Origin of the sequence: Clostridium sp. HV4-5-A1G (genome assembly GCF_900184915.1) — a bacterium.
GTDB lineage: Bacteria > Bacillota > Clostridia > Clostridiales > Clostridiaceae > Clostridium_B > Clostridium_B aromativorans.
In genome coordinates this window covers 1-12,612 of sequence record NZ_FXYI02000108.1, presented here as the reverse complement: position 1 = coordinate 12,612, position 12,612 = coordinate 1, and the positions used below count along the sequence as shown (strand labels likewise).

Annotated in this window: 18 protein-coding genes and 3 pseudogenes; 18 read left to right on the top strand and 3 right to left on the bottom strand. The window is 32.4% G+C overall.

Annotated features, from left to right (window positions below):
* Positions 1 to 379 precede the first annotated feature (379 nt).
* The 3 genes from J5G60_RS11950 to J5G60_RS11940 all read left to right on the top strand — a co-directional run bounded on the left by J5G60_RS11950 (position 380) and on the right by J5G60_RS11940 (position 1,424).
* Entirely contained in the window at positions 380 to 868 is a 489-nt protein-coding gene (locus J5G60_RS11950) for a hypothetical protein (protein WP_150356257.1), read from the top strand.
* Positions 869 to 1,003: 135 nt separating this feature from the next.
* A complete protein-coding gene (locus tag J5G60_RS11945; RefSeq protein WP_150356258.1) occupies positions 1,004 to 1,207 on the top strand; it encodes a hypothetical protein in 204 nt (67 codons plus the stop codon).
* A complete protein-coding gene (locus tag J5G60_RS11940; protein WP_150356259.1) occupies positions 1,200 to 1,424 on the top strand; it encodes a hypothetical protein in 225 nt (74 codons plus the stop codon). Before J5G60_RS11945 ends, J5G60_RS11940 begins: the two co-directional genes overlap by 8 nt.
* On the opposite strand, the gene J5G60_RS11935 is transcribed toward J5G60_RS11940, so the two are convergent.
* Positions 1,421 to 2,287 (bottom strand): endonuclease, encoded by an 867-nt coding sequence (locus tag J5G60_RS11935; protein ID WP_150356299.1) that lies wholly within the window; start codon positions 2,285 to 2,287, stop codon positions 1,421 to 1,423. The genes J5G60_RS11940 and J5G60_RS11935 overlap by 4 nt on opposite strands.
* Before the next feature lie 353 nt (positions 2,288 to 2,640).
* On the opposite strand from J5G60_RS11935, the gene J5G60_RS11930 reads away from it, so the two are divergent.
* From J5G60_RS11930 to J5G60_RS19205, 6 genes are all read left to right on the top strand, one after another.
* Positions 2,641 to 3,543 carry an HAD family hydrolase gene (locus J5G60_RS11930; RefSeq protein ID WP_150356260.1) on the top strand — a complete coding sequence of 301 codons (903 nt, stop codon included), beginning with the start codon at positions 2,641 to 2,643 and terminating at the stop codon, positions 3,541 to 3,543.
* A gap of 149 nt (positions 3,544 to 3,692) precedes the next feature.
* Positions 3,693 to 3,950, top strand: coding sequence for a hypothetical protein (locus J5G60_RS11925; RefSeq protein ID WP_150356261.1), 258 nt, complete (start codon positions 3,693 to 3,695; stop codon positions 3,948 to 3,950).
* Positions 3,919 to 4,329 carry a DUF4351 domain-containing protein gene (locus tag J5G60_RS18905; RefSeq protein WP_229980852.1) on the top strand — a complete coding sequence of 137 codons (411 nt, stop codon included), beginning with the start codon at positions 3,919 to 3,921 and terminating at the stop codon, positions 4,327 to 4,329. Before J5G60_RS11925 ends, J5G60_RS18905 begins: the two co-directional genes overlap by 32 nt.
* A 782-nt stretch (positions 4,330 to 5,111) precedes the next feature.
* Positions 5,112 to 5,408, top strand: coding sequence for a UPF0175 family protein (locus J5G60_RS11915; protein WP_150356263.1), 297 nt, complete (start codon positions 5,112 to 5,114; stop codon positions 5,406 to 5,408).
* The gene (locus J5G60_RS11910) at positions 5,401 to 5,760 is read left to right on the top strand and encodes a DUF3368 domain-containing protein (protein ID WP_207707994.1); all 360 of its coding nucleotides are present in this window, start codon (positions 5,401 to 5,403) and stop codon (positions 5,758 to 5,760) included. Before J5G60_RS11915 ends, J5G60_RS11910 begins: the two co-directional genes overlap by 8 nt.
* Positions 5,761 to 5,922, top strand: a complete 162-nt coding sequence (locus J5G60_RS19205) for a DUF3368 domain-containing protein (RefSeq protein WP_378061058.1) — start codon at positions 5,761 to 5,763, stop codon at positions 5,920 to 5,922.
* Here J5G60_RS19205 and J5G60_RS11900 read toward each other — a convergent pair.
* Positions 5,895 to 6,217: pseudogene (locus tag J5G60_RS11900) on the bottom strand (transposase); the annotation flags it as partial. The gene J5G60_RS19205 and the pseudogene J5G60_RS11900 overlap by 28 nt on opposite strands.
* A 108-nt stretch (positions 6,218 to 6,325) precedes the next feature.
* On the opposite strand from J5G60_RS11900, the gene J5G60_RS11895 reads away from it, so the two are divergent.
* The 4 genes and pseudogenes from J5G60_RS11895 (at position 6,326) to J5G60_RS11880 (ending at position 8,772) form a co-directional block, all read left to right on the top strand.
* Entirely contained in the window at positions 6,326 to 6,595 is a 270-nt protein-coding gene (locus J5G60_RS11895; RefSeq protein WP_150356265.1) for an AbrB/MazE/SpoVT family DNA-binding domain-containing protein, read from the top strand.
* Complete coding sequence (locus J5G60_RS11890; protein ID WP_190972171.1) at positions 6,585 to 6,854, top strand: hypothetical protein; 270 nt, start codon at positions 6,585 to 6,587, stop codon at positions 6,852 to 6,854. The genes J5G60_RS11895 and J5G60_RS11890 overlap by 11 nt, the downstream gene beginning before the upstream one ends.
* 216 nt (positions 6,855 to 7,070) lie before the next feature.
* Positions 7,071 to 7,982 (top strand): annotated as a pseudogene (istA, locus tag J5G60_RS11885) (IS21 family transposase); the annotation flags it as partial.
* Positions 7,983 to 8,056: 74 nt separating this feature from the next.
* Positions 8,057 to 8,772, top strand: a pseudogene (locus J5G60_RS11880) (ATP-binding protein).
* On the opposite strand, the gene J5G60_RS11875 reads toward J5G60_RS11880, so the two are convergent.
* On the bottom strand, positions 8,723 to 9,124 hold the full coding sequence (locus J5G60_RS11875; protein WP_190972167.1) for a transposase: 402 nt from the start codon (positions 9,122 to 9,124) through the stop codon (positions 8,723 to 8,725). The pseudogene J5G60_RS11880 and the gene J5G60_RS11875 overlap by 50 nt on opposite strands.
* Positions 9,125 to 9,370: 246 nt before the next feature.
* On the opposite strand from J5G60_RS11875, the gene J5G60_RS11870 reads away from it, so the two are divergent.
* From J5G60_RS11870 to cmr4, 5 genes are all read left to right on the top strand, one after another.
* The gene (locus J5G60_RS11870; protein ID WP_150356267.1) at positions 9,371 to 9,871 is read left to right on the top strand and encodes a hypothetical protein; all 501 of its coding nucleotides are present in this window, start codon (positions 9,371 to 9,373) and stop codon (positions 9,869 to 9,871) included.
* A gap of 39 nt (positions 9,872 to 9,910) precedes the next feature.
* On the top strand, positions 9,911 to 10,252 hold the full coding sequence (locus J5G60_RS11865; protein WP_150356268.1) for a hypothetical protein: 342 nt from the start codon (positions 9,911 to 9,913) through the stop codon (positions 10,250 to 10,252).
* Positions 10,253 to 10,345: 93 nt separating this feature from the next.
* On the top strand, positions 10,346 to 10,579 hold the full coding sequence (locus J5G60_RS11860) for a hypothetical protein (protein ID WP_150356269.1): 234 nt from the start codon (positions 10,346 to 10,348) through the stop codon (positions 10,577 to 10,579).
* Between the two features lie 451 nt (positions 10,580 to 11,030).
* Positions 11,031 to 12,053: a type III-B CRISPR module RAMP protein Cmr1 gene (gene cmr1 / locus J5G60_RS11855; protein ID WP_150356270.1), complete on the top strand. Its 1,023-nt coding sequence runs from the start codon at positions 11,031 to 11,033 to the stop codon at positions 12,051 to 12,053.
* A gap of 17 nt (positions 12,054 to 12,070) precedes the next feature.
* Positions 12,071 to 12,612: type III-B CRISPR module RAMP protein Cmr4 (cmr4, locus tag J5G60_RS11850; RefSeq protein WP_207876545.1), on the top strand; the 542-nt coding region annotated here is incomplete at its 3' end.

Below are 12,612 nucleotides of genomic sequence, written 5' to 3'. Positions count from 1 at the left end.
ATTTTTAAGATTTTATATATATTATCTTATGGAAGAAGAATTTCCTTTAGAAACAGAAGCCTTTAATAAAAGGATAGATAACAATGTTTCAAAATGAAAAGGAATATTGCAAAGATGATATATGACAAATATTGGAGATAATAAAAGATAGTTGGACAGTTCATGTTTGCCATTGATAGGTATGTAGTGTATATATCTTCAATTTATAATTTGAAGATATAGATTTAATAAATGGGAATACTTAGATATCAATTAGCAAAAATAATGAGCTTGGCCAGATAAAAATTTATAAAAAAATATGGGACATTTGAAAGTGAAAGAACTTGTGGAGATGATCCATCTCCACCGAATTAAGTATATCTGCAAGGGAGATTTTAGAGTGATTAATAATCCGGAACTTGGGAACGTTTATATTATAATTGGAGAGGCTGATGTAAAAAAGTCTTCAGTTATAAGATGCTTAACAGGTCTTTATAGAGAAGGCATCTATAAAATTAAGCATTCAAATGGAACTATTATAGACACATTTATTAAAACTTCATCTCTCCAAGAATTAGGTTTAACAGAGATAGAATTTGTGAATAAGGTTACAAATCATGCAAAAAGTAAACATATAGATGTATTAATAAGTCTTAGAATTAATAGTATAGTGCATCCAGGATCTAAAAGACATATGAATTCTGCAGAAGATTATATTAATTATTTTAATAAAATTGGATGGGATATTTCTAAAATAGTATATTTTCAGGATGTAAATAACAGTCTTTCTTTAGGGAATATAATTCCTACTTTAACGCTTAGGATTACTAAAAATCAACCATCGAATGAAATAGCTGCAATAGTGAGAAATTATTTCCAGTGGGAATAGATATTATAAATAGTAATCAAAAAATATTATAAAGTTTTCAGAAAGCGATTAAAAAAACCTAGAAAAGATTATGAGAAAACGGGTTTCAGATTTGAAAAACCCTATATTGCAAGAAGAAAAGGCCAGAACTATTTCATGCTTACTTTAAGGCTCCAACTTAACAGTATTGATGTTTTTGTCAGGACAGACGGTATGCCTATAGATTCACAGATACTGGATCTTGATAATGTTGGAAATAAATTTAGCGGTGGTTTTGAGTGGTATGAATTTTTAGTAAAAGAGAAAGGAGATATCCCTGAAGCTGTGAGAATCGCTTCTGTGTTGTATAAATATGACTGATAAAAATGATGTATTTGAGGAATTGCAGTGGGTAAAGTATAGATTGAGTATGCTCGACGTTATTGAGAAAAAACTTTTTGCCATGAAAAAGCTTGTACAAAAGTCACAGAATTCCAATTTGAGTAAATCGGAAATAGATGAAATAAATCATAAACTCAATAATCTGGCGGCACAAATCAAGGCTTTGGATCAGGAGAGCAGAAAAGATTGCATTTAAATCCTGCCTTGAAGTTTTAGTCTTCTGACTTTATCCACTATTCCCCAATAGCTTCTATTCAAAAGACAGGCTATTTCTTTATCTGTATTTCCGGCTTGTTTTGATGTTATTATAAAATTTTCTTCCTCTCTGGAATATTTGTTTTCTGTTATGCTTTCAGACCATTTGTTTATATTTTTATAACCTTGATTCATTAATTTCAATCTTTTATTTTCAAATCTTTCTTTAAGTTTGATTTTATAGTACATGCAGGGTACTTCCTCTATAAATGGACTTACAGCATTTATAAACTTTACAATATCATTTCTTTTGTTTATTTCCAGAAGAAAGTGTTTCCCATCTTTTCGTTCTTTTAACTTTGTATGAAGATTAAAAATTTTGTTTATGTGATCTTTAAGTATTATATTTTCATTCTTTGAAAAATTGAGAGTGTAAATGGATATTCGTGGGAAAATGTATATGGAATCATTCCCTCTTTTACTTGAATCTATAACCAGAGAGCCGTCGTCCATATAGAGACATGCCAATCCTATGGGATGATCCAGAAGCAATATGTTTTCAGAGGTGATTGTTTTTTTACCACCTTTGTAAAACATATTGTACAGTTCAGTGTAGGTTTTGCTGCTAGGTGAACACAGTTTTGGATTTTTGCAGCTTTTAAGCAGTTTGAAGTCAAGATCTTTGAGCCTTTCAGCTTTCCATTTTCTATAGGGAATTTGCTTTGCACATCCGTGTTCCCTGTAATAGGCATTTCTACTCCTGCCGTAAAGTGCAAGGCTTCCATCACCAATGAGACTTCCTATGATTATATTTCTTTCTATTTTATTCATTTTGTATACTTTGGTGTTTTTTTTAAATGGCATTTCCTCTTCTCCTGTTTTTTAGATATATGGTTATTATCTGTAAAGTATAATTGAAATATTCCGATAATTATCACAAATAATATTATAATTTAAAATTGCACTTAGGATGAAAGTGTGAATTAAAAATAAATTGCTGCAATATTTAATATTTACTAAAGTGTAGGTATGTGAGTCAGGCTAAGATAAGAATATAAAACCTTTATAGTGTAAATATGATGCTGACCTTAATAGATTTTGTTATTTTATAAGTTTATAAGAACGTGAAAATAATTTTTTAAAATATGATTTAATGTTGAATTAGGATATTATGGAGCAAAAATATCATTATATGTTGAAATGGGGGATTTTAATTTATGGGTCAAGGATATGAACGTAAATGTAAAGAAGATAAGCCTGTTGTTGCAATATGTTATGACTTTGATAGAACCTTGTCACCAGATGATATGCAAGCTCAAGGATATATACAAGATGTTGGTTATGATGTACAAAAATTTTGGGAGGAATCTAATAAATTAGCGTGGGAAAATGATATGGATACTAACTTAGCTTATATGTATAAAATGGTTGAGGAAGCTGAAGGGAATTTTGTTCTTAACAAAAAAGAGCTTGCAAAATATGGATCAAAAGTTAAATTATTTCCCGGGGTAAAGGAATGGTTTAGTATAATTAGGGAATATGGAAGACAAAAAAATGTTATAATTGAACACTATATAATTTCATCTGGATTAAGAGAAATGATTGAAGGAACGGAAATGGCTAAAAATCATGAGTTCGAGAAAATATATGCAAGTTCATTTTTTTTTAATGATAGAGGAGTGGCCAAATGGCCTGCACAAGCAATAAATTATACAAACAAAACTCAATTTTTATTTAGAATTGAAAAGGGAATTCTAGATGTAAATGATATGGGAGTTAATGAATATTTTAAGCCAGAAGATGTAAGGGTTCCTTTTAGAAATATTATATACATAGGGGATAGTGATACAGATATCCCGTGTATGAAATTGGTTAATGCAAATGGAGGACATTCTATTGGGGTGTTTGATCTAGATAAAAAATGTAAAGACAAAGTTTATAATATGATAAGAACGAATAGAATTAAATATTTTGCACCAGCTGATTATAGAAAAGGCTCTCAATTAGATGTTTTGGTAAAATCAATAATAGATAAAACAATGACCTATGAAATTCTTGAAAAATATTGTGAAGGAAACAAACGAGAAGCTGAAACTTGTTTGGAGAAGATTGTTCAATAAAAGGGAATTTTATTGATTAACCGCCAGCATTTTTTGAATTTTTAGTGCTCGTTAATATGATATAAAAGAACAAATGTTTGAATAAGATTAACTTTTTGTGAGCATAATGTATGATATAATAAAAATAACAGAACAGGCGGTTGATTGATTTGGCGGATGAGAAGGTAAAATGGCACCCGGCCTTTGCGGCAGCAGTGCAGCTGGAACTCAAGGAATACAGAAAATATCTGGAATTTATAACGGAATATCAGCTTACGGATGAGCCCCTCAGGATAGATGTGCTGGTAGTTAAAAAGCTCAGGGAAATTAGGATAGACAAATCTTTGGGTAGGATATTTAAAATTGCTTCAGAATCAGCAGCAGGACAGGGATTTGATGAAAAACTGGCTGGCAGAATACATAGGTAATATAAAGGATCCACTTTATGCGGTGATAATGGATGTACTTGCAAAAGTGAATCCTGATGAAATATTGGAGGTGTATAAAGATATGGGAATGCCGAAAATAAGTGAAAGCAATATGGAATTTTTGATGGATATGATGAAGAAGTTTGAACTTGACAAAAAGCTTGAACAGAAAGGTAAAGAAGAGGGAAAAGAAGAAGAAAGAGAAAAAGGCAGGAAAGAAAAGGCAGAACTGCTTATTGAGCAGTTGAGAAAAAAGTTCAATGGATTGCCAGAGAACTATGAAAATAAAATAGAAAATCTTTCTAATGATAAAATTAAAGCCATTGGTGTGGATATATTTGATATAGAAAAGATAGAGGATTTGGAGAGGTATTTTTAGGAATTCAGTTAATAGTGAAGAGTTGATGTTTGTATGGATATAGCAGCACTGTCAATTGTACTGAACCAGTCAAAGGTTCATTAGGATGCAGGTATAGCAATTATGAAAATGGCCATGTATAGAAATAATCAGGTTGCAGCATAGATGACTGAAATAATGCCGAATATTTCAATAGATCCTAATCTGGGAAACAAGATAGATGTCAGGACATGAATTAAAAATATAGTTTTTTATTCATTGAAATGGCTACTTTATGAGGTTTATTTTATATGAATATGTTAGTGTTTATACTACTATCTCTAACAATTATTTTAAAATTTGGTATGATGTTGAATATCAGGGGGATATATTAGATTCTATGTCTGAAGGTAAAAAGGCATTTGTAATTGTTGGTTTTTCATATTGGGAAGTTGATCAAGAAGAATTTAATTGGTTTGTAGATAATCTTCCAGTGTTTAAGTTATGGAGGTGATTTGTGGAATTCTTCTACAATAGATTCTTATGATTTAATTTATGGTGGAATAGTAGATGAACTTAAAATAGAGATGAAAATAATGATCCTTATAATCCTGCAAGTATACTTGAAACTATTTCTCAATATATTAGCCAATTAAATTTAATAAGTATGATCCTTTAACTACAAATATATATCGTGGAAGGATGCATAAAAAAGATGAGACTTTGTCAGGAGTTGTTGAGTTTGCACCACCTCCTATCAGAAAAAGCAAAGGCTAACTAATAATATGATTGTGATATAATAATAAAAAGGAGGTTTGAGGTTTATGGAATTAAGGAAAAACAATGTTGTGATTATATCGCAAGATGTAATTCCGTTATTAGATGATTTGGCACATGGTGATTCACTTGATGAAAATGTACGTATTTCAATAGCAATAAGTTTGTTTGTGGCTAATAGTGTTTCTTTAGCAAGAGCATCAGAAATTGCAAAACTTTCATTAAATGATTTTATATATACGCTTAAATTAAAAAATATACCCTGGAGTGAATATACCGATGAAGATATGAAGGAGGATGAATTAGCATTAAAAGACTTGATGAAGGAGTACAAAGATGATTAAAGTTATCTGCAATTCTAGTCCTATCATAGGTTTATGCATTATTAAAAAATTAAATTTACTATGGCAACTTTTTGATAAAGTGTATGTAACTGAAGAGGTGTATAGGGAAGTTGTACAAAATAATGAGTTAAGACATTATGGCGAGCAAGAACTCATTAATGCAGTGAGAGATAATAAAATGATAATTTATAAAGTAAAAAATAATGAGTTGGTTGAGGCAATGATGGGAAGATTGCATCGAGGTGAGTTGGAAGTAATACAAGCAGCTAGAGAATTAAATATAAGTAGAGTTATTATTGATGATAGATCTGCGAGGAATAGAGCCAAAGATATGCTGCTTAAGCCAATTTGAATCATAGGTATTTTACAGCTGGCAAAGAAATTGGGCAAAATAAATCAAATTAAGTCATATTTGGATATCCTTATTCAAGAAGATTATAGAATTTCAAAAAGATTATATTTGGAATCTTTAAAGATAGCTGATGAAGAGGACTGTGACAGACCGGCAAAGTAAAGGACTCTGGCTGCTTTATATCCAGCATCTATCCACTTTTTTGCTATAGAGACCCTGTCGGTTACCTGGGGTTTGATTTACTCCTGAGTTCCCTTAGAATCGAAAGTTCAAGTTCTTTATCCGCAACAATCTTTTTTAATCTATCATTTTCAGTACTTATGGATTTCAGCCTGTTTTCAATCTCTTTCAACCTGCTGTCCTTGTTTCTTGGAAGTGGACTTACCGATCCTCTCTTCTTGCTGGCCTTCACCCATCCATAGACAGTATCTCTTGAGATATCATGGCGTCTTGCAACTTATGAAAATTTATATAACTTTATTTAAAATTACTATGTACAATAAATAAAAATCCGTATATAATAAAGTTAGAAAGTAAGAAAATAATAATTTAAGAAGGTGATCATATGATTACTCAATTAAGAGAAAAGTCTCAGATTACAATTCCAAAGGAAGTAATAAAGAAATTGAATTTAAAGACTGGGGATTCTATAGATATTGATATTGAAGATAACAAAATTATTCTGAAACCTGTAGTTGTAGTTCCGAAGGATCAAGCATGGTTTTGGAGTAAAGAGTGGCAGCATGATGAAAAGCAGGCAGATAAAGATATAAAAAATGGAAAAACTAAAAAATTTAATTCTGCACAGGAGTTGTTTGACGATCTTGATAATTGAACGTACTGATAAATTTAAGAGAGAATATAAAAAACTGCCTGATGATGTTAAAGGATCTTTTAAAAAACAATTTTCTAAATTTATCGAACATCCATATGCTGAATTTCATCCATCTTTACGTATAAAGAGGATACAAGGTACTAATGGTATTTTTGAAATGACAATTACTATGAGTATTAGAGTAACGTGGCAGTATATAGATAATGGAATATTACTAAGAAATATAGGTAAACATGATAAAACTTTAGGTAATCCATAAATTTGATTATCTAAAGTTTTATTTAATGGGGTAGAAGGAGCGTCCGTGTCATGTATGAGTATTCCGGCTTTAAATCCATCATCTATCCGGTACATAGAAATCATCATTCCAGTTTTTAAGAAATCATCATTCCGTTATGCAGAAATCAGCGTTTATAAATCTTATAATGAAGTTATACATCTAAAAATGTAAATTCATTATAAGGAGGTCATGATTATGACCAAATATCGGGAAATCTTAAGGCTAACCAGTCTTGGATTCACCCAGCGTAACATCATGCAAAGCTGTGGTGTTGCACAGAAAACTGTTGTCAAAGTCCAGCATCGTGCAAAAGAATTAAATCTTGTATGGCCATTGGAGCAAAATATTACAGACAAGGCTTTGGAAAATCTAATGTTTCCTAAAGCAGGCAAAAACAACAGCAACAAAAGAATGCCAAATCTAGCTTACATCCATAAGGAACTATTCCGCAACGGGGTCAGCAAAAAGCTCCTATGGACAGAATACATGGAGGATTGCCGCCTCAATGGTGAAGAACCACTTATGTATTCAAAATTCTGTTATTACATACAGCAAGACGAGCAGAAACGTCGCGCTGCTATGCATATCAACCGTAAACCCGGTGAACAAGTTGAAGTTGACTGGGCAGGAGATCCAGCGCATATCATTGATCCAGATACCGGTGAAATCATCAATGCCTACATCTTTGTCGGTGTTATGACTTACAGTCAGTATGCCTATGTTGAAGCATTTATCAATGAGAAACAGCAGGCATGGATCAGTGCCCATGTCCACATGTACCAATACTTTGGCGGCGTGGCAAAAATTCTCGTACCAGACAACTGCAAGACGGCTGTGGTATATAATGGCGGATGGCATAATCAGCAGTTGAATACCATTTACCATGAGATGTCTGAACACTATGGTACAGCCATTATACCTGCAAGGGTCCGCCGTCCTAAAGATAAACCAAATGCGGAAGCCTCTGTCAATGGAATATCCACCTGGATTACTGCTGCATTACGCAATGAACAGTTCTTTTCACTGGCCGAATTGAACAAAACTATCCGTGAGAAACTAGAAGCTTTCAATGCAAAGCCTTTCCAGAAGAAAGAGGGCAGACGGAAGAACCCAAACTGAAAACTACACGGAATAAATATGGCATCACAAGGGGTGCCGATTATTACAGGAGGTAACACACTATGACTAATCAGAGCACCATTGACAAATTAATTGAAATGCGCCTGACCGCTATGTCAGATGCATTTTGCAGCCAGCTGAATGACTCTAAGATTAAAGATGTGCCTTTTGAGGATAGATTCGGTATGCTGGTCGATATAGAATTCAGCAGCCGTAAGAACAAACGCCTGAAAAGGTTGATTAATAAGGCTGAATTCGACCAGCCTGAAGCTTATATTGAAGACATTGATTACACTTCAGGCCGTAAGTTGAATAAAGATCTCATCAAAAGAATTGCAACCTGTGAATATATCACTGAACACCGGAATTTATTACCGGCGCAACAGGCTGTGGAAAAACTTATATGAGCTGTGCTTTTGGTATGGAGGCCTGCAAACAATACTATAACACGAAATATGTAAGGCTTCCTGATCTTCTCATTGATCTTGAGATGTCAAGGAACGAAGGCACATATAAGAAAGTTATGGTTAAGTATGCCAACCCTGTGCTCCTCATCATTGATGAGTGGCTTCTGCTGAAACCAAATGAAAATGAACAGAAGGATATCTTTGAACTTCTCCATCGGAGACGGAAGAAGTCATCCACCATTTTCTGTTCCCAGTATCGTTCAGAAGGCTGGTATGAGCAATTGGGCGGTTTTGACAGCCCTCTGTCAGATGCATATAAAATCAATATCGAAAGTATTGACCCATCAAAGGATATATCAATGCGGATTTAGGGAACGTACCTAGATTTGTGTAAATCAAATCCAGGTACGTTCCCCCTTCTTGCACATTGGTCTTTTCAAGAAGGTTTTTCAGTTCTTCAGACCACTGGTGCTGCAGATTGTCCGTCGTTTTCTGAAGATCCCTCAGCAGATGGACATTGCACTCAATATTGCTGAAGCTGTACTCCCTGTTATAATTCACCTTGTTGTGGTCATGCATGACTGTTGTTTCCTCCGGCAGCAGCTTTAATATTCCGTTATCATCAATCCCTTCTTTATTTTTATGTGGATGTGCCTTATAAAGTGCCGTCTTTTCATCGCCATAGAATGTTATTATGAGGAGCCGTATGCGGGAAAGCCGCACGTACGGATTCTGTGGAGGGATTATGTTGTAAGGTGTAAGTCTACTCGACTGAAAATTCGAAAGGATGTCTTATTGCAGGAGAATTATCAAAATTGCCTGATATCGGAAAAGAAATTGAAAGGCAGTTGAGAGAAAAATAAAATTAGTAGTAATAAGATTTGAATTAAAAGAACAAATGTTTGAATAAGATTAACTTTTTGTGAGCATAATGTATGATATAATAAAAATAATAGAACAGGACGGTTGATGGATTTGGCGGATGAAAAGGTAAAATGGCACCCGGCCTTTGCAGCGGCAGTGCAGCTGGAACTCAAGGAATACAGAAAATATCTTGAATTTATAACGGAATATCAGCTTACGGATGAACCCCTCAGGATAGATGTGCTGGTAATTAAAAAGCTCAGGGAAATTAGGATAGACAAATCTTTGGGCAGGATATTTAAAAAATACAATATACTGGAATACAAATCTCCCACAGACTATATATCAATAGATGACTATTACAAGATCAAGGCATATGCTTATCTCTATAAAGCACTTTCAAGGGAAACAGATAAGATTAATATAAATGAAATGACCATAACTCTGACTTCCAGCAGATATCCCGGGAAATTGCTTGATTATTTGAAAAATGAGATAAAGGCTGATATAGAAAAAGCTGGCAGCGGCATATATTATATAAAAGATACGGACATAGACACTCAAATTTTAGTGTCAAAACAATTGGATGACGGAGAAGCCGGATAATTAAAACTGCTTCAGAATCGGCAGCAGGACAGGAATTTGATGAAAAACTGGCTGACAGAATACATAAGTAATATAAAGGATCCGCTTTATGCAGTTATAATGGATGTACTTGCAAAAGTGGATCCCGATGAAATATTGGAGGTGTATAAAGATATGGGAGTGCCGAAAATAAGTGAAAGCAATATGGAATTTTTGATGGACATGATTAAGAAGTTTGAACTTGACAAAAAGCTTGAACAGAAAGGTAAAGAAGAAGGTAGAGAAGAAGATGCAATAAATTTTCTGAAACTTGGAATAGATGAAGAAATGATAGCCAGAGGAACGGGATTAAGTATTGAAAGAATACTGGAACTGAAGGAAAAATATCAGATTGAGAGTTGATAATGAAGATTTTCTGTGATAGCTGAAAATCTACCAATACTGTTAACTCTTAATTTTCAACTTTCCACTATTTAATGGGAGGTGTATAAAGATATGGGAATGCCGAAAATAAGTGAGAACAACATGGAGTTTTTAATGGACATGATGAAGAAGTTTGAACTTGATAAAAAGCTTGAACAGAAAGGTAAGCAAGAAGGTATAGAACAGTTGATATTAAAACAGTATGGCAAGGGACTTTCAGTAGAATATATAGCAGATATAAATGACATTGATGTTGAGATTATAAGAAAGATCATAGAAAGATCTGATTTATCAAATGATTCTTAGAGAGTGTCCATAGATTTGTGTAAAATAAAATTTATTTGGAAATTACTATAGGATTATAAGCTCCTGTAGTAATTTTTGTTTGCAATAATGCTATTATTATCCATCCCTATGTAAAATAGTACAGGCAATAATTTTACATAAATGGTTCTATTCTATCTTTAAACATTTGTTTAATAAATTTCATTGTGTACAGTTCCGTCAGTATTCTTTGATTTTTCATTTAACTTAATTTCATTTTTTTATAAAGCTTCCTCTCTTTGAGTATTTCGTTTCAATGACCGTGTTAGTTGTCTTATTGAAACGAAATACTCAGAAAATTAATTAAAATACTATTTTTTGAGAAATTATTATAAATAATTGTCTTATTGAAAGGAAAAATAAATAAAATGTAGAAATTATATGTAATACAACAATGATGTATAAATTTTGAATCTACATAAGGAGAACTGATATGGAAAAAATTATATTAAAATGCAGGTTTATCACACCTGCATTTGTATATGGTAATGGTAGTGAACCTGAAATAAGAGCATCTTCTATAAAAGGGCTTATGAGGTTTTGGTGGCGTGCTGCATATAAAGAATTTAAAAATGTTATTGATATGAGAAATAAGGAATCGGAGATATTTGGAGGTAAAATTATAGAAGGAAAAGAGGAATTTTTAAAGAAATCTAAAGTAAAAATTATAGCTGAACTAGGAGATACTTATACAATATTAGGAAATGGAAATTTAAAACAAACCTGTAATCATATGAAGGGATATGAATATCTCTTTTATTCTATACTCTATTTGAATAAAGACAAAAAATATTTTGATGAAGGAACAGAATTCAGTGTGACATTACAATTTCTAGATAAAAATAAGGAATATGTGAAAGAGTATTTAAAGGCATTTAATTTACTTGAGATTTTTGGGGGGATAGGTACTAGAAGCAGAAGGGGAGGAGGGAATTTTGTTGTAGAAGACATAGATAATAAGTCCAGCCTCAGTATGGATAATATTAAAAAATATTTATATACAGAGTGTTTCAAAAACGAAAAACCATTAATAAATTACTGCAAAAATATACTTGAAGTTAAAGAGAGTTCGGAATGTAGAAATTATCCTAATATTATTTCGGAAGGATGTAAAATCTATCTGTGTAATCTCAATATGGAGAATAGTAAAATCAAAAATAATTTTATGGACAATTTGAATTTTATAGGGAGAACATATAAAGAGATAAGAAATAATTATTTAAAATCTGAATCTTCAAGCTCTAAACCTGTAAGAGGAGCATCTCCTTTGATTATTAAGATTTTAAGGGATGGAGCTGATTGTAAGATATTATTGATAAAATTAGCAGGTGTTTTTAATTCAACTGAAAAAAATAAAAAGGCTTATGAAGGAGAGAATGATATTGTAGATCTTTTATTTGAAAAATATGATGAAATGCTAAAGAAAGGTAGAATAAAAATTTGTAGATTGAAATAATTTTGGAGGAATTATGGATGAATGAATTATTGTTATATAAATGTGAAACGCCTCTTCATATGGGATCGGGTACTGAAATGGGATTAGTGGACATGCCAGTTCAAAGGGAAAAACATACTGGATTTCCCAAAATGGAATCTTCAGGTATAAAGGGCATTTTTAGATGTGATTTTGGAAATAAGACGGAAAATAGGGAATATACCAATATATTTTTTGGCCCTGATAAAGATAATAATGATGCTTATACTGGAAGTTTAAAATTTACAGATGCCAAAATTTTATTTTTTCCGGTGAAATCTGCTAAAGGTATTTTTGGATGGATAACTTGTCCATTTGTGCTTGACAGGTTTAACAGAGATCTGGAGATTATGAATATTGATAGTAAAAATAAATTTACAAAAATAGAACTTAAAGATGTAATGCCTTCCGGAAATACAGCTTACATAATTTCAAATGATTCGAACTTGATAATTAGTCGTAATAGTGAAAGATATATCTGGCTGGAGGAGTTTGGATATAAAGTTACAGAATTACCAGAGAATTCTAAACAACCTATATT